The 23,707-nt window shown below is 71.3% G+C and carries 19 protein-coding genes and 1 pseudogene; 3 read left to right on the top strand and 17 right to left on the bottom strand.

Features of this window, described 5'->3' with window-relative positions; translation table 11 throughout:
* The first annotated feature begins 10 nt into the window (after positions 1 to 10).
* The gene (locus tag ACGFS9_RS23060; RefSeq protein ID WP_393255704.1) at positions 11 to 1,840 is read left to right on the top strand and encodes a thiamine pyrophosphate-requiring protein; all 1,830 of its coding nucleotides are present in this window, start codon (positions 11 to 13) and stop codon (positions 1,838 to 1,840) included.
* Positions 1,840 to 2,973, top strand: coding sequence for an enolase C-terminal domain-like protein (locus tag ACGFS9_RS23055; protein ID WP_393255702.1), 1,134 nt, complete (start codon positions 1,840 to 1,842; stop codon positions 2,971 to 2,973). Before ACGFS9_RS23060 ends, ACGFS9_RS23055 begins: the two co-directional genes overlap by 1 nt.
* Before the next feature lie 99 nt (positions 2,974 to 3,072).
* On the opposite strand, the gene ACGFS9_RS23050 is transcribed toward ACGFS9_RS23055, so the two are convergent.
* From ACGFS9_RS23050 to ACGFS9_RS23015, 8 genes are all read right to left on the bottom strand, one after another.
* Positions 3,073 to 3,552 (bottom strand): HIT family protein, encoded by a 480-nt coding sequence (locus tag ACGFS9_RS23050; RefSeq protein ID WP_393255700.1) that lies wholly within the window; start codon positions 3,550 to 3,552, stop codon positions 3,073 to 3,075.
* Between the two features lie 126 nt (positions 3,553 to 3,678).
* Complete coding sequence (locus tag ACGFS9_RS23045) at positions 3,679 to 5,109, bottom strand: FAD-dependent oxidoreductase (RefSeq protein ID WP_393255698.1); 1,431 nt, start codon at positions 5,107 to 5,109, stop codon at positions 3,679 to 3,681.
* A gap of 15 nt (positions 5,110 to 5,124) precedes the next feature.
* Entirely contained in the window at positions 5,125 to 6,303 is a 1,179-nt protein-coding gene (locus ACGFS9_RS23040) for an MAB_1171c family putative transporter (RefSeq protein WP_393255697.1), read from the bottom strand.
* A gap of 64 nt (positions 6,304 to 6,367) precedes the next feature.
* Positions 6,368 to 7,543, bottom strand: a complete 1,176-nt coding sequence (locus ACGFS9_RS23035; protein WP_393255695.1) for an MAB_1171c family putative transporter — start codon at positions 7,541 to 7,543, stop codon at positions 6,368 to 6,370.
* Complete coding sequence (locus tag ACGFS9_RS23030) at positions 7,540 to 8,046, bottom strand: toxin (protein WP_393255694.1); 507 nt, start codon at positions 8,044 to 8,046, stop codon at positions 7,540 to 7,542. Before ACGFS9_RS23030 ends, ACGFS9_RS23035 begins: the two co-directional genes overlap by 4 nt.
* Positions 8,047 to 8,539: 493 nt before the next feature.
* The gene (locus ACGFS9_RS23025; RefSeq protein WP_393255692.1) at positions 8,540 to 9,097 is read right to left on the bottom strand and encodes a GNAT family N-acetyltransferase; all 558 of its coding nucleotides are present in this window, start codon (positions 9,095 to 9,097) and stop codon (positions 8,540 to 8,542) included.
* Positions 9,098 to 9,190: 93 nt separating this feature from the next.
* The gene (locus ACGFS9_RS23020) at positions 9,191 to 10,705 is read right to left on the bottom strand and encodes an FMN-binding glutamate synthase family protein (protein ID WP_393255690.1); all 1,515 of its coding nucleotides are present in this window, start codon (positions 10,703 to 10,705) and stop codon (positions 9,191 to 9,193) included.
* Positions 10,706 to 10,861: 156 nt separating this feature from the next.
* A complete protein-coding gene (locus ACGFS9_RS23015) occupies positions 10,862 to 12,547 on the bottom strand; it encodes an acetolactate synthase large subunit (protein ID WP_393255688.1) in 1,686 nt (561 codons plus the stop codon).
* Positions 12,548 to 12,916: 369 nt separating this feature from the next.
* On the opposite strand from ACGFS9_RS23015, the pseudogene ACGFS9_RS23010 reads away from it, so the two are divergent.
* A pseudogene (locus tag ACGFS9_RS23010) lies at positions 12,917 to 13,143 on the top strand (DUF2945 domain-containing protein).
* Positions 13,144 to 13,237: 94 nt separating this feature from the next.
* On the opposite strand, the gene ACGFS9_RS23005 reads toward ACGFS9_RS23010, so the two are convergent.
* The 9 genes from ACGFS9_RS23005 to ACGFS9_RS22965 all read right to left on the bottom strand — a co-directional run bounded on the left by ACGFS9_RS23005 (position 13,238) and on the right by ACGFS9_RS22965 (position 23,638).
* Positions 13,238 to 14,659: an NADH-quinone oxidoreductase subunit N gene (locus ACGFS9_RS23005; protein ID WP_393255686.1), complete on the bottom strand. Its 1,422-nt coding sequence runs from the start codon at positions 14,657 to 14,659 to the stop codon at positions 13,238 to 13,240.
* Entirely contained in the window at positions 14,656 to 16,164 is a 1,509-nt protein-coding gene (locus ACGFS9_RS23000) for a NuoM family protein (protein WP_393255684.1), read from the bottom strand. The genes ACGFS9_RS23005 and ACGFS9_RS23000 overlap by 4 nt, the downstream gene beginning before the upstream one ends.
* Positions 16,165 to 16,170: 6 nt before the next feature.
* Entirely contained in the window at positions 16,171 to 18,042 is a 1,872-nt protein-coding gene (locus ACGFS9_RS22995) for an NADH-quinone oxidoreductase subunit L (RefSeq protein ID WP_393255792.1), read from the bottom strand.
* Positions 18,039 to 18,344 (bottom strand): NADH-quinone oxidoreductase subunit NuoK, encoded by a 306-nt coding sequence (locus tag ACGFS9_RS22990; protein ID WP_393255791.1) that lies wholly within the window; start codon positions 18,342 to 18,344, stop codon positions 18,039 to 18,041. The genes ACGFS9_RS22995 and ACGFS9_RS22990 overlap by 4 nt, the downstream gene beginning before the upstream one ends.
* Positions 18,341 to 18,910 (bottom strand): NADH-quinone oxidoreductase subunit J, encoded by a 570-nt coding sequence (locus tag ACGFS9_RS22985; RefSeq protein ID WP_393255682.1) that lies wholly within the window; start codon positions 18,908 to 18,910, stop codon positions 18,341 to 18,343. Before ACGFS9_RS22985 ends, ACGFS9_RS22990 begins: the two co-directional genes overlap by 4 nt.
* A 19-nt stretch (positions 18,911 to 18,929) precedes the next feature.
* Positions 18,930 to 19,859, bottom strand: coding sequence for a complex I subunit 1 family protein (locus ACGFS9_RS22980; protein ID WP_393255680.1), 930 nt, complete (start codon positions 19,857 to 19,859; stop codon positions 18,930 to 18,932).
* Positions 19,852 to 21,339, bottom strand: a complete 1,488-nt coding sequence (locus ACGFS9_RS22975; protein WP_393255678.1) for a hypothetical protein — start codon at positions 21,337 to 21,339, stop codon at positions 19,852 to 19,854. Before ACGFS9_RS22975 ends, ACGFS9_RS22980 begins: the two co-directional genes overlap by 8 nt.
* Positions 21,330 to 21,680 (bottom strand): NADH-quinone oxidoreductase subunit A, encoded by a 351-nt coding sequence (locus ACGFS9_RS22970; protein ID WP_393255677.1) that lies wholly within the window; start codon positions 21,678 to 21,680, stop codon positions 21,330 to 21,332. Before ACGFS9_RS22970 ends, ACGFS9_RS22975 begins: the two co-directional genes overlap by 10 nt.
* Positions 21,681 to 22,018: 338 nt before the next feature.
* Positions 22,019 to 23,638: a multicopper oxidase family protein gene (locus tag ACGFS9_RS22965; RefSeq protein ID WP_393255675.1), complete on the bottom strand. Its 1,620-nt coding sequence runs from the start codon at positions 23,636 to 23,638 to the stop codon at positions 22,019 to 22,021.
* Positions 23,639 to 23,707 lie beyond the last annotated feature (69 nt).

Genomic DNA, 23,707 nt, shown 5'->3' with positions numbered 1-23,707 from the left:
GGAAGCACTCATGTCGATCAAGGTTTCCGACTACGTTCTGCAGCGCCTGCGCGAATGGGACGTCGAGCGCGTGTTCGCCTACGCGGGGGACGGGATCAACGGCCTGCTGGCCGCCTGGGGACGCGCCGACAACGTCCCGCGATTCGTGCAGGCCCGGCACGAGGAGATGGCCGCCTTCGAAGCGGTCGGATACGCCAAGTTCTCCGGCAAGGCCGGGGTCTGCGCGGCCACGTCCGGTCCCGGAGCCATCCACCTGCTGAACGGCCTCTACGACGCGAAGCTCGACCACGTGCCCGTCGTGGCGATCGTGGGACAGACCAATCGCAGCGCCATGGGCGGCTCCTACCAGCAGGAAGTCGACCTGCTGAGCCTCTACAAGGACGTCGCCTCGGAGTTCTGCGAGATGGTGACGGTCCCCGAGCAGCTGCCCAACGTCATCGACCGGGCCATGCGCACCGCCTACGCACGGCGCACCGTCACCGCGATCGTCATCCCGGCCGACGTGCAGGAACTGGAGTACACGCCGCCCACCCACGCCTTCAAGATGGTGCCGTCGAGCCTTGGGGCCTCGTCCTACGCGCCGGTGCCCGCCACAGCCGACGTGCAGCGCGCAGCGGACGTGCTCAACGCCGGGGAGAAGGTCGCCGTCCTGATCGGACAGGGCGCCCGCGGAGCCCGCTCCGAGGTCGAGGAACTGGCCGACGTGCTCGGCGCGGGAGTCGCCAAAGCGCTCCTCGGCAAGGACGCCCTGTCCGACGACCTGCCGTACGTGACGGGCTCCATCGGACTGCTGGGCACACGCCCCTCCTATGAGCTCATGCAGGACTGCGACACGCTGCTCGTCATCGGCTCCAGCTTCCCCTACACCCAGTTCCTGCCCGAACTCGACCAGGCGCGCGCGGTCCAGATCGACATCGATCCCTTCATGATCGGGCTGCGCTACCCCTTCGAGGTCAACCTCGTCGGGGACGCCTCCGCCACGCTGCGGGAGCTGCTGCCCCTGCTGAAGCGCAAGAAGCACGGGTCCTGGCGCAAGAAGATCGAGAAGGACACGGCCCGCTGGTGGGAGGTGATGCAGCGACGCGCAGCCGTCGACGCCGACCCCATCAACCCCGAATACGTCGTCCACGCCCTCGACGCCCTGCTCCCGCAGGACGCGATGCTGGCCGCCGACTCGGGCTCCTCCGCGAACTGGTACGCCCGCCACCTGCGGATGCGCGGTGAGATGCGCGGATCGCTCTCCGGCACCCTGGCCACCATGGGGCCGGGGGTGCCCTACGTCATCGGTGCCAAGTTCGCCCACCCGGACCGCCCCGCCATCGCGCTCGTCGGGGACGGCGCGATGCAGATGAACGGCATGGCCGAACTCATCACGGCCGCCAAGTACTGGCAGGACTGGCAGGATCCCCGCCTGATCGTCGCCGTGCTCAACAACCAGGACCTCAACCAGGTCACCTGGGAGATGCGCGCCATGTCCGGCGCCCCCCAGTTCCTTCCGTCGCAGTCCATCCCCGACGTGCCCTACGCGGACTTCGCCCGGTCCATCGGGCTCGACGGGACGCGTGTGGAGAAGCCGACGGAGGTGGAGAACGCCTGGAAGCAGGCACTGGCGGCCGACCGGCCCTTCGTCATCGACTTCCGGACCGACCCCGCCGTCCCGCCGATCCCTCCGCATGCGAGCTTCGATCAGATCGAAGCCGCCGCGTCGGCCATCCTCAAGGGCGACAGCGACCGGAGCGGCATGGTCCGCCAGGGCATCAAGGCGAAGGTCCAGGAGATGCTCCCCGGCCATCGCCACCGCGACGACCGGCCCGGGGCCTCGGGCGACGGGGAAGGCTGATGCCAACGGCTCGCCGGCGCCATGGGGGAGGCGACGTGGCAGTGGACGGGCTCGACGTCGCCGCCTACAGCGTTCCCACCGAAACGCCGGAAGCCGACGGCACCCTGACGTGGACCTCCACCACGCTGGTCGTGGTTCACGCCCATGCAGGAAAGGTGAGTGGTCTGGGATACACCTACGGCGCTCCGGCCACCGCCCAGGCTGTCGAAGGGCTGCTGGCCGACGTGGTCGTCGGCCGCAGTGCCTGGGACGTCGCGGCGAGCAACGAGGCGATGAGCCGGGCCGTTCGCAACGCCGGACGGCCCGGTCTGATCGCCTACGCGATCTCGGCTGTGGACACCGCCCTGTGGGACCTCAAGGCCCGACTGCTGGACCTGCCCTTGGTGCGCCTGCTCGGAGCCGCTGACCACGACGTCCCGGTATACGGAAGCGGCGGGTTCACCACCTATGACGCACGTCGACAGGACGCCCAACTGCGCGCCTGGACCGAGGACCAGGGCTTCGACCGGGTCAAGATCAAGATCGGCGAGTCATGGGGCGGCGCGGAGCGTCGCGACCGCGACCGCATGGCAGCGGCCCGCCGCACCATCGGCGACGCCGCCGAGTTGTACGTCGACGCCAACGGCGCCTACACCCGCAAGCAGGCCGTACGCCTCGCCGGCTGCCTCCGGGAGCACGACGTCACCTGGTTCGAGGAGCCGGTCTCGTCCGACGACTTGACCGGCCTGGCTCATGTCCGCGCCGCTGTCGCCGCCGATGTTACGGCCGGCGAGTACGGTTACACGCTGCCCTACTTCGAGTACATGCTGGCCGCGGGCGCCGTGGACTGCCTGCAGGCCGACGCGACCCGCTGCGGCGGCGTCACGGTCTGGCTGAAGGCGGCGGCCCTCGCGGAGGCCCGGGGCATCCAGATCTCAAGTCACTGCGCGCCGCAGGTGCACGCTCCTCTGGCCTCGGCCGTGCCCAACCTCCGCCACCTGGAGTGGTTTCACGACCACGTCCGCGTCGAGGAACTCTTGTTCGACGGGACGCTCGACCCTGTCGGCGGGACCCTGCGCCCCGGCGCAGCGGGCGCACCGGGGCTGGGCCTGACCCTGCGCAGGCAGGAGGCCGAGCCCTACCGGGTCGCCTGAATGTCCCGCGCCGGCGAGCGGCACGGCCGGTTCCTGCCAGGGTTGACCGGAAGACGCCTCGGCGTGCCGACGGCCACGACGGTGCCGGGACCCCCCCCGTCAGCCCGGCGAGCCCAGCCGATCGAGCTCCCCGCCGATCTCCTCGCGCAGGCCGTCGTGCCGCGGACCGAGCCTGAAGCGCTCCTCACGCCAGCGCTCCTGCGGATACAGCCACACGGGCTTGCCCACCACCTCGGCCGGCTCCCACGCGAATCGCGGCCACACGTGGGCATGGAGGAAGGGGTCCGTGTTGCCGAGGATCTCCAGGTTGACCCGGCGGAAGTCGGCGTCCAGGTGCCGGCAGGCCCGCTCGACCGCCTCGCCGAGCCGGTCCATGTCGGAGAGGAACGCCAGCCGCTTGGCCCTGGGCAGGTCGGACAGCCGCTGGACTCCCGGTTCGTCCACCAGCAGGACCGAGTATCCCGGCAGGAACTGGACGTCGCCGATCACCGCGAAACCCGACGTGAGCCGCCGCAGCACGGTCGGGTTGCTCCCGTTCAGAGCACTTCCGATGCGATCCGCCCGCCAGTCGTCAGCCATGACCTCAACCTACCCGCGGGTGATCACGTAGCGGCACCGGGCCCCTCACCGGTTCCGCCGCGCTTCGGTGATCCGGCGTTCCCGCGGTCGCGGACGGCCGGGGCGCCGCCGGTCGGACCGAGGCTCCTACGCCGCGGGCGTCGACGACGGGGTGTCCTTGCGCCGGGTGGTGTCCAGGGCGGCGAGGATGGCCCGCTCGGCCGGTGTGAGGGGCGGTTCGGTCAACGGCGGAAGGGGGGAGCCGCCGAGGGTGGCCAGCAGGGTGCCGGGGCGCAGTACGCGGCTCGGCTTGGCGGTGAGCCCGGTGACCTCCCAGAGCGCGGTGGCGGCGGGCAGCGATCCGGTGGCGGCGCGGGTGAGCCGGCGGGTGTAGCGGGCGGCGACCCGGTCGGCCGCGGTCTGCCGGCCGCCCCGCACACCGGGGTAGAGGACGTCCTGGCTGACCGCCACGTTCCATGCCGCCGTGACGTGCCGGGCGATGCGGCGCTGGACCCGGCGGGCGAGGCCGGTGGCGTCGAGGTCGGCGTTCTCGATCTGCCGGCGGAGTTCCAGGGCGCCGAGCGCCGCGACCGACATGCCCTGTCCGTAGGCGGGGTTGAACGTGGCGAGGGCGTCGCCGAGGACGACGAGACCGTCCGGCCAGTCCCGCGCCTTTTCCAGGTGGCGGCGGGAGTTGCTGGTGCTGTGGCTGAGGAAGATGTCGGTGAGGGGTTCGGCCCCTGAGATGAGCCGGCCGACGATGGGGTGGGGGAGGGCCAGGGTGTAGGCGAGGAAGCCGTCCGGGTCGGCCGGCGGTTCGCCGCCCCGGGTGCCGGCGAGGCTGACCATCCAGCGATCGCCTTCGATCGGCACGATGACGGCGCTGCGGCCCGGCCGGCCCGCGTAGGGGTTGGCCTGCACCATGGTCAGCGGGAAGTTCCCGGCACCGGCGGGGGTGCGGTAGATCCGGGTGGCGTTGACCAGACCGGAGTCGACGTTCTTCTCTTCGACCCCTGTGATGCCGAGCTGTGCCAGCCAGTGCAGGACGCGCGAGCCGCGGCCGGTCGCGTCGACGACGAAATCGGCGTCCAGATTCTCCGGTGCGGAGCCCGTGTCGACGACGACGCCGCCGACACGCCGGGCGCTACCCAGCAGGTGGAGGACGTGCGCCTGCCTGATGGTGACGTTGTGGCTGCCTTCGAGCACCGCGGTCCGGACGGCCCAGTCGAGCAGGGCACGGGTGCACGTCAGCATGTGATGGTGGGTGCTGCGCCACCGGCGCAACCAGCCTTCCGAACTGAGCGTCACCATGCCCGAGGACAGTGATATCTCGCGGGCGCCGTTGTCCAGCAGCTGCCCCGTGATGCTGCCGGCCGGGACCAGCGCCTCCATGGCGGCGAGGCCGCCGGCCATGAGGAGATGGGCGTGCCGTCCCTGCGGGAGTCCCTTGCGGTGCTCGGGGCCGTCGGCGGGCAGGTCATCGTGCTCGAGGATGATCACCTCGTCGACGAGCGGGGACATCGCCGCCGCCGCCAGTACCCCGCCCAGCCCCGCGCCCACAATCACAGCTCTGCTCATGATGCTCCTTGTCATTCACTGACGTGATGCCGCAGTCGAGCCGTGTCGAGCAGCTGCGACGACGGGGGATTGCCCTAGCGCCTGGGCGAGTTCGACGAGTCCTCGGGTGCCGAGGGCGTCGATGGTCCGGAGTCGGGAGGTGCCCGAGCGGGGTAAGGGCGTGCCCTCGGGACCGCCCGGCTGCCGCGCGGCGACGGCGAGCATGGCAGCCTCGGCGATGACACGGGCCTGCCGTGGCGTCTTGCCGTCCTCGAGGGCGGTTTCCAGCGAGATGCGGCGCACGTGGTCATCGAAGTGCGGGGTCAGGGCCAGCAACGCGTCATGGATGGACACCTCCAGCCGTTGGAGCCGCGTGTGAGGGAGTTCCCACCAGGCGGGGTCCGGCTTCGGCGCCGTCGCGGCCCACCGTACCTCTCTCCACAGCGGCGTCAGCCGGCGGTAGTCGTTCATACTGCGCCAGTGGGTGACCGCCGGAGGCAGGAGACGGGGGAGCATGAAGCCCGCGGAGCAGAAGAAGGCTCCGATGGAGACCAGGGGCGGCGCGAGGTCGGTGGACAGGAAGTCGAGGTCGTGACCCAGCCACCGGGCGACGACGGCGGTGATCTTGGCCGCTTCGAATCCGACGAGATCGAAGACCAGGCCGACGAGGATGAGCCGAAGCCCCGCGCGCAGCGGGCCGTCGACCTCACGCATCCAGCGTAGGCAGACGACGCCCATGACGAGCGTGCTCGCGCCGTGGCCGACGAGATAGAGCACGATCATCTCGCGCATGTACGGAGTGGTCGCGTAGTAGGTGTCGAGGTCCCTGAGTCGCTCGGTACCGGCGTCCGCGAGGGTGAACAGCACGACGATCGTGGCGATGATGGTTCCGTACACGATCACGCTGGTGCAGATCATCCGGCGGATCAGCCGAGGCGGCCCGCCTCGCCACACCACCAGCAGGATGACCCAGCTGCAACTGTAGGCGGAGATCATCCCGTAGGTCAGGGGGGCGCCGAAATTGGGTATCCCGGTCAGCTCGTTGACCGTCGCCAGCGTGATGGGAGCGGAGCAGGTGAAGCACACGGCTCCGATCGCGACGACGGCGCAGGTGGACGCGGTCAGCGGACTGCGCAGAGCGGCGCGCGGCCTGCTGAAGAGCAGCAGGCACGTGAAGGCGAGAAGCGCTGCGGCCAAGTACACGACCAGGCTCATGCGTGGGGACTCCGTTCAGCGCCCTGCGTGGGGGAGGGCGGCGCTGGTGCGGCCGGTGGCAGGGTCATACGGCATCCGAGGTGGGTGCCTCGCGGAGCGAACGGCTCGTCGCGAAAGGGGTCGATGACGGCAAGGCCGCCGCGATGCGCAGGAGTTCCGCGGCGTCAGGCGCCTCGGTCACCGGATGGCCGTACTCGGGGCGATCGGGGTGACGGCCGTCGTGGGCCGCCTGCACGGCTGCGGCGACGGCGGCGGCCCATCCGGCGGCGCGCGCCTTCTGCCGGTCGCGCGTGGCGGTGAGGGTCTGATCGTGCGCGCGGTCGAACACCGTTTGGTCGACGAAGGGGTCGAGGTAGGTCAGTGCGTTGTGGATGCTGGTCTGCCGCCAGATGAGCAGCGTGGCGGGGGAGGAGGGCCACGGCCGCGGAAGGCGGAGGCTCTGCCCGGTGAGGATGGTCTCCAGTACGCGCTCCAGAGGAGCCAGGCGCCTGTAGCTCTGCTGGGGCAGCAGCCAGGTCATCATGCTCGGGGCGGCCCAGGGGAGGAGGATGCCCACGACCGTCAACAGCGCGCCGAGGCCCGCCAGACCCGTGGCCACCTCGGTTCCCAGCGGATCCCAGCTCCTCCCGCACCACCGCCCGGTGATGGCCGCCAGTTTGGACAGGCTGTATCCGGCGCCGACCACGGTGCCCGTTCCCAGCACGTACAGCCCCGCGCGGAGCCACCCGTGTACCTTTCGGGCCCATCGCAGCGACCACAGCGCGGTCGCGGTCACGGCGGCCAGATGCGCCACCAGGTACAGCACGATCATCTCGGCGATCAACGGTGTCGTGGCGTAGTACGTGTCGAAGTCGGTGCGGCGCTCCGTCGGCGCGGCGCCCGTGGCGAACAAGGTGGTGATGCCGAGGAGTACGAAACCGTAGGTGGCCGTCACGAAGCGCGCGACGCGGCAGACGCCGGGGCCGCCCCTCCAGTGGACGATCAGGACCAGCGAGGAGGCGCTGTAGGCGGTGATGGCCGCGTAGGTGAGGGGGGCGGCGAGGTTGGGGACACCGGAGGCATGGTTGATCCAGCCGACGGTCGGTGGCGCGCCGAGAAGGAAGCAGAGGCCCGCGAGCGCCATCACCGTGCACATGACGCGCAGAATGGGGTCGGCCCGATGGCGCACGAGGTCGGGCCCTTTGACCGCCAGGCCGAGCCAGAGCAGCCCCGCGCTGACGTAGTTGATCAGGCCGTTCATCGCCGGGTCCCCCGGTAGTTGAGCGCGGCGCCGATGCGGTTGGCGAGATCGGTCGAGCCGTTTGCGTCGACTCCCAGTGCCGAGTTCTCTCCGGCTTCCATCAGGGCTCGTAGACGGCGCCCGACGAGCATGCCGAACTGGTCTGCTTCCCTCTCGGCCGCCAGAACGAAGTCCGTTCGTGCCGCGGCCGGCCGGGAGCCGTCCTGGGCGGCGAGTTGCTGCGGCGTTGCGGCGTCTTGCTGCTTCATGTGCCACACCTCGTGGGCCAGGATGACGATCTGGTGCCAGCCGATGGCCCGCTCTTCGATGATGACGTCGTCGTGGGTGTCACGGTCGAGCCAGAGTCCGGTGGCGGTGTGCGGCGGGAAGGACGCCCGATGGACGAAGACCTCCCGGCCGCGCCACCGGTTGACCGATGCCACGAGCGCGTCGAACACGTCCTCGGGGGCCGCGGGCAGCTTCACCCGTATGGGATCGATGAGCGTGTCGGCGAACCTGCGCATCTCCCTGCTCTTCCGCACCGTTCTCCCCGTGGTCGTCTCGGATGTCGGGCGCTGTCACGCGCTGCGCGCGGCCCCGCACCAGTCCGTTTGGTTGTCCCGGCAATTGTCCTGGCCCCGCACGGCCTCTGACAGTCCGATGGCCGGGTGCGGGAAATGCTGGGGGAGGTGCGAAAGGTGCAGACGGGACGGAACGCCGATTGCGTCGACGCGATCACCGGGCCGGGACGGCATGAGCGGATCGGAGACATCCCTCCAGCTCGTTTCGCCCGGCCGGCGAGCGGGTTTCCCATCGGGATGATCCGGGGGAGGGCTGCGGGCTGCGGGGGAGGCCGCGAGCGGTGCCGGGTGGGCCGACGTGGGGTGTCGCGGACGGCCAGAGCACACGGGGCCGCCACGGAGAGCCCGTGGCCGTGGACGGGGTTGCAGCTCGCAACGGCATCGCCGAGGAAGGCCCCCCGGTCGTCGTGAGCGGGAACCGGCGGATCGGCCCCGGTCACAGCACGCGCTGGTAGCGGAGCTCGGTGAGCGTGATCCCGTCGTAGACATCGTCCTGAGCCGCACCGTCAGCCTGGTAGCCGGCCCGCTCGTAGAAGCGCCGGGCTCGTTGGTTGTCACACAACACCCACAAAGCTGACGTCTCGAAGCCCTGGTCCTTCATCCGGGCATGAGCTTCACCCAGGAGAGCCCGGCCGATACCCCGGCCGATCAGATCCGGCGAACTGTACAGGGCGTAGACCTCACCGACCCGTTCCAGACCGGGCATCCCGACTCGATACGGCCCGAAGCAGACCCAACCCGCCAGACCACGGTCACCGAGCGCCACGAGGTCGTGAGACGTTCGTCCGGGTTGAGAAAACCGCTGTCGCCGTTGACCGGCATCGCCTTCCACCGTCATCGCATCCAGATACGTCCGGGGAACAATGCCGGCGTACGCTGCCTGCCATCCTCGGACTCGGATCATCGACACGGCCTCGATGTCGGCCTCATCCATCCCCCGCACGTGCACCATCGCGCCACCGTAGTAGCCCAGGCACCGGACAACGAACTGCATGACCCGCTGCCTGGGCTTCCTCCTACGAGAGCGGTTCCTGACGAACGATCTCCTCCGGGGGAGGGTTGACGACAGGGTGGCGGAGCAGCTCTCTCAGGTGCTGAGCAGTTCGGCGATCTCATGGGCGAGCTCCGGCCCGAGCGAGCCCCAGCCATCCTTGTAGCCGTACACACTCCCCAGGGTGCGGACGTCGTAGTCGCCGTTCAGGATGTCTATGTCGGCGGGGGTGATGAGCGACGGGTGGGGGACACCGACGGCGCCCGAGACCTTGAGCAACTCCCGGCGCAGAGTGCGCAGGTACGTCGCGGCCCGGAAGCCCTTCGAGGGCGCGTCGACGCCGCGCGCCAGCCAAGGGTTCTGGGTGGCGATGCCGGTGGGGCACTTGCCGGTGTGGCACTTCTGGGCCTGGATGCAGCCGATGGAGAGCATCGCCTCACGGCCCACGTTGATCAGGTCGACGCCGAGGGCGAACGCGACGACGGCGTTCTCGGGCAGGCCGAGCTTGCCGGAGCCGATGAAGGTGACGTCGTCGGTCAGGCCCCGCTCGGCGAACACGCCGTAGACGCGGGAGAAGCCCACGCGAAACGGCAGGGACACCGAGTCGGCGAAGATCAGGGGAGCCGCCCCTGTGCCGCCCTCGCCACCGTCGACGGTCACGAAGTCGACCCCTCGGTCGCCCCGCTCCATCAGGGTGGCGAGCTCCTCCCAGAAGTCCATCTCCCCGATGGCGCTCTTGATCCCGACCGGCAATCCGGTCTCCGTGGCCAGCAGTTCCACGAAGTCGAGCATCGAGTCCACGTCGTGGAACGCGGTGTGCCGCGACGGCGAAGCGCAGTCCTCGCCCGCGGGAATGTCGCGGATCCGGGCGATCTCGTCGGTCACCTTCGCGCCCGGCAGCATGCCGCCGAGCCCCGGCTTGGCGCCCTGCGAGAGCTTGATCTCGATCGCCTTGACGGGCGCGTCCGCGACCGTGGACTTGAGCTTGTCGAGGTTGAACGTCCCGTCCTCGTTGCGACAGCCGAAGTACGACGTGCCGATCTGAAGGATGAGGTCCCCGCCGTTGAGGTGGTAGGGCGACAGGCCGCCCTCGCCGGTGTTCTGCATCGTCCCGGCCAGCGCCGCGCCCTTGTTGAGGGCCGTGATGGCCGCGCCGGACAGCGAGCCGAAGCTCATCGCCGAGATGTTGATGACGCTCGCCGGGCGGAACGCCTTCGCGCGGCCGCGCGGTCCGCCGAGCACCTTGGCCGAGGGCAACGGCGCCTGCGGGTCGCTCAGATCGGGCAGCGAACCGGCGAACGTACGCTGCTTCACGTATGCGTGACCCTGCTCGTGCTCGACGTCGTTGTCGGTGCCGAACCCGAAGTAGTTGTTCTCCCCCTTCGCCGACGCGTAGATCCAGCTGCGCTGGTCACGGCTGAAGGGGCGCTCCTCGTCGTTGGAGGTCACGATGTACTGCCGCAGTTCGGGGCCGATCGTCTCCAGGATGTACCTGGCGTGCCCCACCAGGGGGAAGTTCCTCAGCAGAGCGTGCTTCTTCTGCACGAGGTCGCGGGCGGCCACCAGTGCCAGCCCCGTGGCGGCTGCCGCACCTATGTTCCGAGCACGCATGACGAACGTTCCTCTCCTCGACCGGCCGAACTTCACGGTGGCCGTCTACCCCGCGCCGCGGAAATGCCACGCGCTGCCGAGGACCCGAGGGCGCCGCCCCTGAGGGAGGATCCCGGCGCGGCCCGTCCGGGGGTCGGGCCGCGCCGCGCGGGCGGGTCAGAGCGTCGAGTCGAGGTGCCCGAGGTGCTCGATGAGGTTCATGTTCTCGGCGTAGTCCACCGGGCAGTTGATGATCGACACACCCGGGTCCGCCAGTGCCTCACGCAGCGTCGGCAGCAGTTCCCCGGCGGACTCGACGTGGTAGCCCTTCGCGCCGAAGCTGCGGGCGTACTGGACGATGTCCGGGTTGGTGAAGTCGGTGTGGGAGTTCTCCCCGACCTCCAGGTCCATCTTCCACTTGATGAGCCCGTATCCGTTGTCCTCCCAGATCAGCACGGTGAGCGGGATGTTCTCGCGGACCGCCGTCTCGATCTCCTGGGAGTGCATGAGGAACGAGCCGTCGCCGACCGCCGCCAGCACCTTCGTCTGCGGCCTGGCGAGCTGGACCGCGAGTGCGCCGGGCAGTGAGAAGCCCATGGTGGACAAGCCGTTGGAGATGAGGCAGGTGTTCGGCGCGTACGTAGGGTAGAGCCGGGCCATCCACATCTTCAGCGCGCCGGTGTCGACCAGCACGATGTCGTCGCGACCGAGCGCGGCGCGGGTGTCGGCGATGACGCGCTGCGGGGCGAGCGGGTAGCGCTCGTCCGCGGCGCCCCGTTCGAGTTCCTTGGCCAGCAGCGCGCGGGTGGCCTTGGTGTCCTCGTCGTCGACGATCCAGCGCAGGCCGTCGAGTTCGGTGGCGAGGGCGTCGAGGGAGGCGGAGATGTCGCCGATGATGCCGACGTCGACCGAGTAGCTGTCGTCCACCTCCGCCGGGAAGCGGTGGATGTGGACGATCTTCTTGTCACCGTCCGGGTTGATCCGGGACGGGTCGAACTCCTGCAACTCGTAGCCGACGGCGATGACGACGTCGGCCTCCTCGAACCCGAAGTTGGTGTAGTCGCGGCGCATGAAGCCGAACGTGCCGGTCGCGCACGGGTGGTCGTCGGGCAGGACGCCCTTGCCGTGGAAGGTGGTCGCCGTCGACACGTCGAGTGCGGTGGCGAACGCCGCCAGCGACTCCGCGGCGCCACCGCGCGCCGCGCCGTGTCCGGCGAGGATCACCGGCCGGCGGGCCTCGCGCAGCAGCTCCGCCGCCCGCTTGATCTGCGTCGGGGACGGTGCCTCGGGCTGCACGACGTTCCTGCGCAGCGGGCGCAGGTCCGAGCCGTCCGTCGCCTCGTCGACGTCCTCGGGCACGGCGAGATAGACGGCGCCGGGCCGCTCGGACTCCGCGGTCTTGAACGCGCGCCGCACCATCTCGGGGATGGCCTGGGTGGCCGGGACGTCCGCCGACCACTTCGTGACCGGGGCGAACATGCTCACCAGGTCCACGAACTGGTGGGACTCCTTGTAGTTGCGCTCCTTGCCGACCTGCGCGCTGATCGCGACGACGGGCGTGCTGTTCGTCATGGCGTCGGCCACGCCGAGCATCAGGTTGATCGCGCCGGGCCCCAGCGTCGCGGACATCACACCCGCCGAGCCGGTGAGCCGGCCGTGCATCTCCGCCATGAACGACGCGGCCTGCTCGTGCCGGGTGAGGACGTAGCGGATCTTCTCCGAGCGGGCGAGGGCGTTGGTGAAACGGATGTTCTCCTCGCCGGGTACGCCGAACACCACCTCGACGCCCTCGTTCTCCAGGCAGCGCACCAGGAGTTCGGCCGCTCCGTCGGGGGTCTGCTTCCGGTGTTCCGCGTCGCTCACGCTGATCGTGTCCTCTCCCGGGTCTTGGCCGCGCCCGATGGGCGGCCCGGTCAGCCGTCTACCCCGGTCGGCCGAACTCACAAGCTCACCTCGGACCAGAAGGAAGCCAACCGCGTTGCTTCGGGAGTCCACGGGGTGGTCGAAGCCCAGCCGACAGGTCGAATGGAGGCGGCATCGCCACTCCAACGGCGGATCGCGCGGCGATCAACCACCGCGTGGGCCGGCGAGCCGCACCCCGTCCCCGGCCGCTCCCAGGGCCGCCGATCCCGCGGATGCGCCGGACCGGCGGAGGCGTGAGGCTGGGAGCCCGGCGGTGCCGGCCACCGCCGCCACCCACCGACGCGAGCCGTCCGGCAGAGGGAGAGTTCCGTGTCCGCGAAGAAGAAGCTCGGCAAGGGCGACAAGGTGTCGTGGAAGAGCCACGGCCAGGACGTGACCGGCACCTGAAGCGGAAGATCACGGACCGTACGGAGGCGGCCGGCCGCACGGTCGACGCGTCGGACGACGAGCCGCAGTACGAGGTCGAGAGCGACGAGTCCGGGCGGTCGGCCGTGCACAAGCCCGGCGCGCTCCGCAAGAAGGGCCGTCGCGCCTGACGGGTGCCGCCGGGATGGGGAGCGGCCGAGCCCGCGCCGGACCGTCGGCGACGACCGGGTATCGGCAGCCCCGCGGGCCCGGCCGCCCAGCCGGTCACGGCAGGAGGCTGCCGGTGGCGAAGGGGAGGACGGCTCCGCCGGCGACGCCCAGGGCGAGGGAGACGCCGGCTGCGGTGTAGGCGCCGGCGGCGGCCCAGCGGCCGAGCACGCTCTGGGCGTGGGCCGGGGCGGGTGCGGTCGTGGTGAAGACCGGCGCGAGCCAGCGCAGGTAGTAGAAGAGGGAGGCGACGGTGTTGGCGACGGCCAGGGCGGCGAGCCAGGTGTAGCCGCCGTCGACGGCGGCGCTGAAGATCTCCAGTTTGCCGAGGAAGATCCCCGTGGGCGGGGTGCCGACCAGGCCGAGGAGACAGATCAGCAGTGCGGCCGCGAGCGCCGGGTGGCGGCGGGCGAGCCCCCGGTAGTCGTCGAGGGTCCGGGCGTGCGGGAGTTCGGTGACGACGGCGAAGGCGCCGAGGTTGGTGGCGGCGTAGGCGGCGAGGTAGAACAGCAGGCTCTTCTGGGCCAGGTCGGTGCGGGTGGCGACGGCCAGGGCCATCAGGAGGTAGCCGACCTGGCTGATGGCCGAGTAGGCGAGCAGGCGCGTGACGGAGGTCTGGAAGAACGCGGCGAGGTTCCCCAGCGTCATCGTGACGGCGGCCAGGATCGCCAACAGGAGCGGCCAGTTGACGTCGGTGTCGGCGAGTGCCTGGTGCAGCAGCCGGTATCCGGCGATGAGCGCGCCGATCTTGGGCACGGTGGTGGCGTAGGCGGCGACGGGAGCGGGGGCGCCCTCGGTGACGTCGGGGAGCCAGAAGTGCGCGGGAACGGCGCCGGCTTTGAACAGCAGCCCCGCCAGGACGGCGATCAGTCCCACGGCGACCAGTCCGTAGGGTGCCGCGGGCAGGTTCGCGTGCAGATCGCGGTAGAGGGTCCCGCGGCCGGCGGCGTAGAGCAGTGCGATGCCGGCGAGCATGGCGGTGCCGAGCAGCGCGCCCATCAGGTAGTACTTCAAGGCCGCTTCGGTGCCCGGTGCGTCCTTGGCGAAGGCGGTCAGGGCATAGGTGGGGATGGAGGCGAGCAGGTAGGCGGCGAAGAGCGTCAGCACGTCGTTCGCGCCGGTGAGGGCCAGGGTGCCGGCGCCGGCGAGGAGAAGCAGGACCCAGTACTCGGTCGCGCGTTTGTGACCGTCGACGGTCTCCACGGACATCACGATGACCAGCAGGAGCGCCCCGAGGACCGTGAGGCGTCCCGCGTCGGTGGCGGTGTCGACGGCGAACGTTCCGGAGAAGACCGTCTGTTCGCGGCCTCGGGCCATCGTGACCGCGGTGGCGGCCAGGCCCGTGGCGCAGGCCGTCGCGGCGAGGACGGCGACGAGCCACTGGCGGCGGCGCGGAAGCCAGGAGCCGGCGAGCAGGCCGATCACGGACGCGCCGGCGAGGGCGAGTTCGGGGATCAGGGCGGTGAGGTTCTGGTTCACCGGGCCACCAGCCCGATGACGGTGTGACTGGCGGGTTCGATGACGCCCAGGAGCCAGCGGGGCGCGACACCGATGACCAGGGCGACGGCCAGCAGGGCCACGGTGGGCAGCGCTTCGCTGCTGCGCAGATCGGTCACGCCTGCGGTGCTGATGGTCTGCGGCAGCCGGGAGGCGCCCAGGAACATGCCGCGCAGGGCGCGCAGGAACAGGGCGGCGGTGATCAGGATGCCGGTCACCGCGATGGCCGTGGCCACGGTCTGGGAGGCGAGGGAGCCGGTGAAGATCTGGAATTCGGCGATGAATCCGGAGAAGCCGGGGATGCCCAGGGAGGCGAACGCGGCCGCCGCGGTGACGGCCGCGAAGCGCGGGGTGTGGTTGGCCAGACCGGAGTACGCGTCGATGGCGTAGGTGCCGCCCCGGTCGTAGAGGACGCCGGTGAGCAGGAACAGGGAGCCGGTGATCAGGCCGTGGCTGACCATCTGGGTGACCGCGCCGGTCACGGCCAGGGAACGTGCCTGGGCGTCGTTGCCGGCGAGGGTGCCGGTGGCGCCCACGGCGAGGATGATGTAGCCCATGTGGTTGACCGACGTGTAGGCGATCATGCGTTTGAGGTCGGTCTGGGCGAGGGCGACCAGGGCGCCGTAGACGACGGACACCGCCCCGATGATCACGATGACCAGGGCGTAGTGGCGCCAGGAGCCGGGCAGCAGCGGCATGGCGATGCGGACGAAGCCGTACGTGCCCATCTTCAGCAGGACCCCGGCCAGGATCGCCGAGCCGGTGGCGGGCGCGTCGGTGTGGGCCGGCGGCAGCCAGGTGTGGAACGGCACGGTGGGTGTCTTGACGGCGAGCCCCACGCCGATCGCGAGCAGGACCAGACCGGCGTACAGGCCGTGCCCGGCCAGCGGGTCGGCGCGGGTCAGGTCGACGATGTCGAAGGTGTGCGGGGCGGCGGCCAGATAGAGGCCGATGAAGCCGAGCAGCAGGGCGAGGGATCCGAGGAAGGTGTAGAGGAAGAACTTCAGCGCCGCCGCGCGGGCTCGCTCGCCGTGGCCCCAGCCCGCGATGACGAAGAACATCCCGACGATGGACAGGTCGAAGAAGACGAAGAACAGGATCAGGTCCAGGGCGACGAACAGGCCGACGCTCACCGTCTGCAGGAACAGGAACAGGCAGACGTACGTGCGGACCCGGCGCCGCTCGCGCAGCGCGAACACGGCCACCGCGAGGAACAGCACGCACGTCAGGGCGAGCAGCGGCAGCGACAGGCCGTCGACGCCGACGTGGTAGCCGACGCCGGCACTGGGAATCCAGCGCACCCGCTGCTGGTACTGCAGGCCGCCGTGCGGGTCGAATCCTGCCCACAGGGCGACCACGAGGGCGAGGTCGGCGGCCGCGGCGGCGATCCACACCCAGCCGCACGCGCGGTCCGACAGCGAGCGTCCCGGCGGGAGCAGCAGCAGCGCGCACACGGCCAGCGGGAGGAAGGTGATGACACTCAGCACAGGGGGTTACCTCACCAACAGCACGATCAGGGTCAGGACGCAGAAACCGACGGCGGCCTGCGCGTAGTACTGGTGCAGCAGGCCGGTCTGCGGGCGGCGTGCCCACCGGCCCAGGCGCCGTGCGCCGGAGGCGACCGCGCCGACGGCGGCGTCGATGCCGCCGTCGTCCAGGCGGCGGGCGAGGCGGGCGGCGGCCAGTCCGGCGCGTCCCGTCTGCCGGACGGCGCCGTCCACGACGCGGTCGTCGAAGGCGGCCAGCGCGCGGGCCAGGGCCAGGACCGGATCGGCGACCAGGAGGTGCGCTGCCCGCTCCAGACCGAACCAGCCCTTCGCCCAGCCCACCGCGGTCCGTGGCACGGGGGAGGAGCGCGCGGAGTACCGCCAGGCCCAGCCGGCGGCGGCGAGCGCCACCCCGGCCGACACGCCGAGTTCCCACGCGGTCGGCGGGGGTTCGGCGGGCCCGCCGACCAGGTGCCGGAGCCAGGACGCGGGGCCGGGCAGGGCCAGCACGCCCAGCACCGCCGCGAGCCCGGTCAGCACCCACAGCGGGAAGGGCGCGACGCGGGGGACGCGGCGGCTGCCGTGCTGCTCGGTGTCGTATCCCGCTTCCGCGTCGGCGGGCAGCGGCCGGGTGACGTACCACAGGGCCTTGACGCTGTAGAGGGCCGACAGGGCCGCGGCGGCGAGACCGACGACGTAGAGCGCGCTGTTGTCGGCGCGGGCGGCGGCGAGAACCTCGTCCTTGGCCGCCCACAGCGACAGCGGCGGCAGCCCCGCCAGGGTCAGGGCCGCGACGGCGAAGGCGGTGCCGGTCGCCCGGTAGCGGCGGGCTGCGCCCCGCAGGGCGGGCAGGTGCTTGGTGCCCAGCGCGGTCAGCCAGGTCCCGGCGGCCAGGAACAGGGCCGACTTGGTGGCCGCGTGCGCCACGAGTTGGGTGAGGCCGCCGGACACGGCGCCGCTCCCGGCGGCCAGCACCATGAAGCCGATCTGTGCCGAGGTCGAGGCCGCGAGGAGTTGTTTGAGGTCGCTCTGGGCGAGGGCGACGGCCCCGAGAGCGAGAGCGGTCAGGGCGCCGGTCCAGGCGACGAGCGGTCCGCCCCACCCGGTGGCGGCCAGCAGCGGGTGCAGCCGCAGCAGCAGGTAGGCGCCCGCGGCGACCATCGTCGCCGAGTGCAGCAGCGCCGACACCGGGCTCGGGCCCTGCATGGCACGGGAAAGCCAGAAGGAGAAGGGGAGTTGGGCCGACTTGCCCAGCGCCGCGGCCACCACTCCCGCGGTGACCAGGTGCAGCCACGGCGAGTCGGCGTCCGCCAGCGCGTCCAGGCGCAGGGAGCCGACGCCGCCCGCGAGCGCGGCTCCAGCCGCCAGATACAGGCCGAGGTCAGCGGTGCGCGTGGTGAGGAAGGCGACGTCCGCCGCGCGGACCCGCTCCGGCTGCCGCCACCAGTAGCCGATCAGTGCCCAGCTGGTGGCGCCCATGACCTCCCAGGCCATCAGCAGCAGCGGCAGCGTGGTCGCCGTGACCGTCACCAGCATGGCTCCGGCGAAGAGCAGCATCAGTCCGAAGTAGCGGCCCCGGTCCTCCTCCGGGCCGAACTCCCCGGTGGAGAAGACCAGCACCGCCGACAGCACCGCGGCAACGGTGATCACCATGACGGCGGACAGCCCGTCGACGGCCATGCCCGCCCGCATCCCGGTGAACAGCGGCGCGCTCGCCTCGGGCCGGGCGGCCCCCGAGGCCACCGCCAGGCCCAGCGTCCCCAGGGCCGCCGCCACGGCGGTAGGGGGAGCCGTACGGTTGGCACGTCGGCCCGCGAGCGTCAGGACGGCCCCGGTGCCCAGGGGCACGGAGACCAGCAGCCACAGCAGCACGCCTATCCCTTCAGGTCTTCCGCCATGTCGGTCATGTCGACCTGGCGCGCCCGGTAGATCGCCGTGGTGACGGCGAAGCCCATGGCCATCTCGACCGCCATGGCCACCACGGCGGCCACCACGATCACCTGCCCGCTCGGCGCGTTCGGGGCGAGGAAGGACCAGAAGCAGGCGGCGGCCACGATGACCCCGCCGATCATCAGCTCGATGCCCATCATGATCATGACGATGGACTGCTGGGACAGGGCGCCGAACAGGCCGATGGAGAACAGGCCGGCGGCGAGGACCAGGATCAGCTCGAAGGTCATCGGCCCACTCCTCCGCCGGCCGGATCGTCGGCCGGCCTCTGGTCCAGGTCGTCACCGAAGCGGTCGTAGCGGCCCCGTTGGGTGGCCAGGACCGTCGCGCCGACCATGGTGGCCAGCAGCACGAATCCCAGCACGACCATGGTCAGCATCTGACCGCCCATCAGCGACATGCCGATCTGGAGGGTCGTGTCCCGGGGGCGGGCACCGGTCCGGTCGGGCCAGTGCGTCGCGAAGATCCCGGCGACCAGGGCCGCGAACACCGCCGCGCTGACCGCCAGGGAGCCGCGTTTGTTGTGCAGCATCGACATCGGCATCAGACCGGCCGGATTCATCATGTACGCGATCATGAACACGGCCATGATGACCATCTCCATGACCATCATCAGCACGATCACCACGCCCAGATACGGCAGTCCCAGCACCGTCACCACGCCACCGACGCATGCCAGGGACACCAGCAGGCAGAACGTGGCGCGGGCCATCGAATCGACGACGAACACCAGCGCACCACCGGCCAGCGCGAGCACGCCCAGCACCCCCGACAGCACCGAATCCGCCGTACTCATGACGCAACCCCCTTCGTCGTCATCGGTTCAGATCCACCAGCGCGGGGACGAGCACCTGCGCGATCGTCAGGGGCACCAGCACCACCCAGGAGAACTCCACATACCGGTCGGCCCGCACGACCGGCAGCCGCCGCACCGCCACCACCAGCGCCGCCATCACCAGCAGCGTCTTGACCAGCGACCACACCCACGCGGGTAGACCCGGGCCGGCGCCGCCGCCCAGGAACAGCGGGACCGCCATCGCCGCCCCGGCGGCCAGCCACAACCACCGCCCGGCCTGCAGCAGCAACCGGTCCACCCCGGAAATCTCGCTCAGCACCCCGCCCGCCAGATCCCGGCCGGCCGGGTAGGCGAACGGCCCGAGAAAGGCGAAGGCGAGTACACCGGCCAGGTAGACGACGAAGGCGACCGGCATCCACACCGCGTACCACAGGCCGTGCTGTGCGGCGGCGATGTCGCCCACCCGCAGGGACTGCGCTCCGGTCGCGGCCGAGATGAGGGCGAACATCATCGGCAGCTCGTAGGCCAGGCCCTGGGCCAGGAACCGGTAGCCGCCGACCAGGGAGAAGGCCGAGTTCGGGCCCCAACCGGCGAGCCACAGCCCGGCCCACGTCAGTACCTCCATGGCGTTGAACCACACCACTCCGACCGACAGGTCGGCCACCGTCACGCCACCGAAGGGGATCACCAGGGTCGACAGCACCGCCGCCACCGGAACCGTCACCACACCGGCGCGCCACAGCAGCACGTCCGGGGCCGGCAGGCGCCGCGGCTGCGCCCCGAGCGCCCGCGGCACGCCGAGGAACGGCCTTGTGAGGGCGGCGGCGGTGACCGGCCGGCCCGCCTCGCGCGCCTCGAGCGCGGCATGGCCCGCCACCGCCAGCCCGGCCAGCGCGACGAGCAGCGCGGGTGCCGCCAGAACGGTCCACCACGCCCCTGCCTCAACCACGGGTTCCCACCTCGCCTCGGCTCAAAGAGAGTTCGTCCACATCCGGGTCGAAGCTCGCCACGATGAGGCGGGCCGCTGCCAGTTCGGCCCCCGCCAGCAGATGCGGCAGCAGTCCGATCAGCGCGGCCGACGGAGGCTCGTCGTCACTCCAGCGTCCGCGGGGGCTGTCCTCCTCCGCCGGTCGAAGCGGTGACACCTCCTCCATCCGCGCCACATCGCCTTGGACGTCGGCAAGCCACTGCCGGTAGCGATCGGTCACGTCCCCGCCGGCTCGCGCCGCCGGCCCGCTCACCCCGGCCGCGCGCGCCTCCTCCCCGCTGACGGGGCCGATGCCGCGCGTGAGCCAGGCCAGCGTCCGGGATCGGCCGACCCGGCGGGCGAAGCGCCGGAGGCGGGGCGCGACCGCGATGGCGGGCGCACCGTCCAGAAGGTCGTCGCGCAGCCGCCTGGCCACCACCGCCTCGGCCGGCCATCCCGCCACCGACAGCAGCCGGGCCAGACTGTCGAGGTGGGCGGCAGCCCGCCGCCGGGCCGCCTCACCCACGCTGACCGGTTCGCCCGCCGCCGCACGCGTCCAGGGCTCCACCCAGAACGCTTCCGTCTCCGCCGCGCCCGGTCGCGGAAGTCGCTCGACCTCGGCCGTCTGCACGACGTCGCCCTGCAAGGTCACACGCACGGTCAGTCCCGCCGGCCAGTCTGCGAGCAACGGCCCCAGCGAAAGGTGCAGTTGGTCGAGCGTCAGGCCGTCACGATCCTCGGCCTGCCCTGCCATCGGCAGCCCGCCGGGCATTTCCATGCCGTGGCCGCCGTGGCCGCCGTGGTCACTGTGCCCGCCGTGATCGTGCTGGTCGCGGTTGCCGTCGTGGTCGTGTTTCCCGTCGCGGTCACTGGGCTCGGCATGTCGCCCTGAGCCGTGGCTGTGGTCTGAGCCGTGGCTGTGGCCGTGGCCGTGACCGAGGTCGCTGTCGCCGGGCTCCTCCTCCTGCGGCCGGGGGTGTTCCTCCCCGTGCGGCGTTGCCTTTTCGTGCCCGTGACCGGAGCCGTTGTCGTCGTGCTCGTGGTGCCCGCCGCCGGTGTCACCGTGCTCTTCGTCGTGGTGTGCGCCTGCGCCCGAGTCCCGTTGGGGTGGGTCGTCGTCCGCGCCGAGGTGGATGTCGCCCTGCGCCTCGGCCCGCGTGCGCAGCCGGGTGCGTCCGGCTTCCAGCGCGTCCTCGACGTCGTCGGCGGTGACCGCGCGGACGCGGGCGCGGGGCGCGGGCACGTCCTGCCACAGCCGGCTCACGGCCGCGTGCAGGTCGGGACGGTCCGGCCCGGCGACGAGCAGCAGGTCCGTCTGCGCCGGGGTGGCGGCCGAGGGCCAGTCCCGCAGCCGCAGCGCCCGTTCCGCCGTCAGCCGCGCGGCGGTTGAGCCCGGCAGGGTGACCAGCAGGACGCGAGGCCGGGCGGCGGTGGCACGCAGTGCGAGAGCGGTCACGTCCATCGCAGGGCACCCTCCCGCCAGGCGTAGACGACGCCGGCCAGCAGCACCGCCAGGAAGACGAACATCTCGATGACGGCGCCGGGCCCCATGACGGAGATCACGAGCGTCCACGGGTACATGAAGACCATCTCCATGTCGAAGGCCAGGAACAGCATCGTCACGGTGTACCAGCGCACGTGGAAGCGGCTCACGGCATGCTCGACCGGCTCCAGCCCGGACCCGAACGGTGCGGCGGCGACCGGGTCGGCGGACACCCGCGCGGCCCAGGCCGCGCCGTAGAGGCCCGCGACGGCCGCGGCGGCCACCGCCAGCAGCGACAGCGCCGCCGTGATACCGCTCATCGCGTCCCACCGTCCCGGCGGGCGGCCGAAGGACTTCCGCGGCCTGGTCCCACGGCTGGTCCGGTGCGTACCGCGTCATCGGGGGTGGCGGCCTGGGCGGCCATGGACAAGCTCCTCTCTGCTGCCGTCCGGAGTCAGGCGCGTACCCCCCGGGGGCATACGTAATCATGGTGCCGCCGGACGTCCCTGGTGAGGATTGCGGCTGCGAGCTGCGAACGGGGGTGTGGCGCGCCGTGCGGGGGGAGGTTTCCGCCCCTGGCTCGGGCGTGCTCCGTGAGATTACGCCCGAGCCTGGGGGTGCCGGGAGGCCCGTGCCTCCCGGCACCCCTGCCCGCCCGTCAGGCGCGGTAGGCGACGTTCGCCATCATCCCGGCCTCGCCGTGGTAGGCGTTGTGGCAGTGCAGCATCCACTGGCCCGGGTTGGCGGCATCGAAGAAGACCGACGTGGTCGTCCCGGGCAGGACGATGGTGGTGTCCTTGCGGGGGCCGTTGTCGCCGAGTTGGTAGGTGTGGCCGTGCAGGTGCATCGGGTGCCACATGCCGGTTCCGTTGACGAAGTCGAGACGGACGCGCTGCCCCTGTTCGACGAGGATGGGGTCGGCCTGCGGATCGGTCATGTCGAACGCGCGCCCGTTGAGCGCCCAGTCGTACCGCTCCATCCCGCCGGTCAGCGTGATCTTGTGAGTGACGTCGGCCTCGGCCGGTTCGAGCCGGACCTCGTCCGCGGCCCGGAGCCGTGCCGCGGTCGTGATCGCGCCGTCGAGTTCACGCGGCCTGACGGTCGTCGACGGCGTGCGGCCCGAGCCCGTCCTCACCAGTGCCCGGCCGCTCGCCTTCTTGCCCTCGGCCAGTGCGACCAGCGGGAAGACGCCGTCTCCCAGGGTTACCAGGACGTCGTAGCGCTCGCCCATGCCGATCAGCAGGGCGTCCACGTCTCGATGCCGTACGGGGTAGCCGTCGGTGTGGGTGACGGTCAGTTTGTGATCACCCAGGGCGAGCCGGTAGGCGGTGTCGGACGCGGCGTTGACGACGCGCAGCCGCACCCTCCGGCCGGGCTTGCCCGAGTAGACCGCCGGGTCCGTGGCCACCCGGCCGTTGACCAGGTGGTGCGGGTAGGCCACATCGCCGGCGTCGCCGCCGAGCAGCCTGCTGGTGGCGCCCATGAGCATGAACGTCGTCCCCGTGCCGTCCGACCGAGCGGTGGCCGAGGCGGACGGGGCCGCTCGGCCGCCCATGGCGCTCATGTCGTGGCCCTCCATGCCGCCGGAACTCGGCGAGCCGGTCCCGTGCGGGTGGCCCATGTCGCCCATGCCGTGCCGCAGCTCGTCGAAGACCTCGTCCGGAGTGCCGGTGACACCGTCGAGCCAGTCGTCGAGGACCACCACCCACTCGTCGTCGTAGGCGAGGGGCTCCCTGGGGTCCTCGACGATCAAGGGGGCGTACAGTCCCCGGTCGAGCTGGACGCCGACGTGCGGGTGGAAGAAGTACGTCCCCGGAGTCTCGGCGGTGAACCGGTACGTGAAGGTCGAGCCGGACCGCACCGCGCTCTGGTTGAGGGGCGGCACGCCGTCCATGTCGTTGCGCAGCGCGATGCCGTGCCAGTGGATCGACGTGCTCGTCCCGTCCGGGAGCCGGTTCGACAATTCGGCGGTCAGGGTGTCACCGGCGGACAAGCGGACCTCTTTGCCGGGAGTGTGTCCGTCGAAGGCCCATGTCCGGGGTGTGACGCCCCCGCCCAGGTCGACCACGGCGGGTGCCGCCGTCAAGGTGAGCCGCCGGTCGCGTCCGCTGTGCGGGCGCTTCCGCTCGGCCGCGGCCACCGCCGCGCCCGAGGGGCTGATCAGGGCCTTGTCGCCGGAAACACTGCCTCGGGTGCCGTCGTCGCACGCGGTGAGCGCGCTCGCCCCGGCGACTCCCAGGCCCGCGAGCAACACGGAGCGCCGGCTGATGCTGTTCATCGTGATGGATCCTCTGTCTCGAAACTGCCGATGTGGACGCGGGAGACGGCACATCGCGTGCCGCCGGGC

The organism is Streptomyces sp. NPDC048566, assembly GCF_043199735.1.
GTDB lineage: Bacteria > Actinomycetota > Actinomycetes > Streptomycetales > Streptomycetaceae > Streptomyces.
This window is presented reverse-complemented; position numbering and strand designations above follow the sequence as displayed.

What these genes read in the sequence shown, in the direction of transcription:
- ACGFS9_RS23060 (WP_393255704.1), top strand. Translation starts at nt 11, where the DNA reads ATGTCGATCAAGGTTTCCGACTACGTTCTGCAGCGCCTGCGCGAATGG.
- ACGFS9_RS23055 (WP_393255702.1), top strand. Translation starts at nt 1,840, where the DNA reads ATGCCAACGGCTCGCCGGCGCCATGGGGGAGGCGACGTGGCAGTGGAC.
- ACGFS9_RS23050 (WP_393255700.1), bottom strand. Translation starts at nt 3,552, where the DNA reads ATGGCTGACGACTGGCGGGCGGATCGCATCGGAAGTGCTCTGAACGGG.
- ACGFS9_RS23045 (WP_393255698.1), bottom strand. Translation starts at nt 5,109, where the DNA reads ATGAGCAGAGCTGTGATTGTGGGCGCGGGGCTGGGCGGGGTACTGGCG.
- ACGFS9_RS23040 (WP_393255697.1), bottom strand. Translation starts at nt 6,303, where the DNA reads ATGAGCCTGGTCGTGTACTTGGCCGCAGCGCTTCTCGCCTTCACGTGC.
- ACGFS9_RS23035 (WP_393255695.1), bottom strand. Translation starts at nt 7,543, where the DNA reads ATGAACGGCCTGATCAACTACGTCAGCGCGGGGCTGCTCTGGCTCGGC.
- ACGFS9_RS23030 (WP_393255694.1), bottom strand. Translation starts at nt 8,046, where the DNA reads ATGCGCAGGTTCGCCGACACGCTCATCGATCCCATACGGGTGAAGCTG.
- ACGFS9_RS23025 (WP_393255692.1), bottom strand. Translation starts at nt 9,097, where the DNA reads ATGCAGTTCGTTGTCCGGTGCCTGGGCTACTACGGTGGCGCGATGGTG.
- ACGFS9_RS23020 (WP_393255690.1), bottom strand. Translation starts at nt 10,705, where the DNA reads ATGCGTGCTCGGAACATAGGTGCGGCAGCCGCCACGGGGCTGGCACTG.
- ACGFS9_RS22990 (WP_393255791.1), bottom strand. Translation starts at nt 18,344, where the DNA reads ATGACCTTCGAGCTGATCCTGGTCCTCGCCGCCGGCCTGTTCTCCATC.
- ACGFS9_RS22985 (WP_393255682.1), bottom strand. Translation starts at nt 18,910, where the DNA reads ATGAGTACGGCGGATTCGGTGCTGTCGGGGGTGCTGGGCGTGCTCGCG.
- ACGFS9_RS22975 (WP_393255678.1), bottom strand. Translation starts at nt 21,339, where the DNA reads ATGGACGTGACCGCTCTCGCACTGCGTGCCACCGCCGCCCGGCCTCGC.
- ACGFS9_RS22970 (WP_393255677.1), bottom strand. Translation starts at nt 21,680, where the DNA reads ATGAGCGGTATCACGGCGGCGCTGTCGCTGCTGGCGGTGGCCGCCGCG.
- ACGFS9_RS22965 (WP_393255675.1), bottom strand. Translation starts at nt 23,638, where the DNA reads ATGAACAGCATCAGCCGGCGCTCCGTGTTGCTCGCGGGCCTGGGAGTC.